This window comes from Tateyamaria sp. syn59 (assembly GCF_007995245.1).
Classification (GTDB): domain Bacteria; phylum Pseudomonadota; class Alphaproteobacteria; order Rhodobacterales; family Rhodobacteraceae; genus Tateyamaria.
Genome location: NZ_VCBA01000024.1, coordinates 9,030 through 10,015 on the forward strand (window position 1 = coordinate 9,030; position 986 = coordinate 10,015).

1 protein-coding gene is annotated in these 986 nt (G+C 68.1%); it reads left to right on the forward strand.

Annotation, left to right across the window (positions count from 1 at the left end; genetic code table 11):
* A partial coding sequence (locus FD715_RS22630; RefSeq protein ID WP_223275033.1) for a hypothetical protein occupies positions 1-986 on the forward strand: 986 nt, incomplete at both ends.

Consider the following 986-nt stretch of genomic DNA (forward strand, 5'->3'; position numbering starts at 1 on the left):
TCTCCGGCACTCTGACGGTGAACTTCAGCGTCGGCACAGCGGCCGCCCAGACCCAAGCCGTCAATTTCGCGGGTGGCATCGGCGCGCTGATCGTGTCGGTCGACAACGACGACGTCGAAAATGGCCCCGAGATGGTGGATGTCACCCTGACCGGGGCCACCGGAACCGGCGTGGTGGCGACGCTCGGCACCACCACGGCCAGCGGCATGGTCACCGAGGACGAGGACAAGGCGATTGTCCTGTCGATCGCCGATGCGCCGACGCTGGTCGAGGCGGGCGACACCGGGACCACCAACCTCGCCTTCGGCCTGAGCCTGAACGATACCGGCTTCAGCGGCGATCTGGATGTGAGCTACGACACCGGTACCGCGACGGGCCAGAGCCAGACGGTCAACTTCGTCAACGGGAACGGCACGCTGATCATGCCGGTCGCCAATGACGACGTCGAAAACGGCCCCGAAATGGTGGGGGTCACCCTGACCGGGGCCACCGGAACCGGCGTGGTGGCGACGCTCGGCACCACCACGGCCAGCGGCATGGTCACCGAGGACGAGGACAAGGCGATTGTCCTGTCGATCGCCGACGCGCCGACGCTGGTCGAGGCCGGCGACACCGGGGTCACCAACCTCGTCTTCGGCCTGAGCCTGGACGACACCGGCTTCAGCGGCGATCTGGATGTGAGCTACGACACCGGCACCGCGACGGGCCAGAGCCAGACCGTCAGCTTCGTCAACGGGATCGGCACGCTGACTATGCCGGTCGCCAACGACGATGCCGACAACGGCGCCGAGATGGTGGATGTCACCCTGACCGGGGCCACCGGAACCGGCGTGGTGGCGACGCTCGGCGCCACGACGGCCAGCGGCACGGTCACGGAGGACGACACCACGGCGATGGTCCTGTCGATCGCTAACGCCCCGACGCTGGTCGAGGCCGGCGACACCGGGACCACCGATCTCGCCTTCGGCCTGAGCCTGAGCGACACC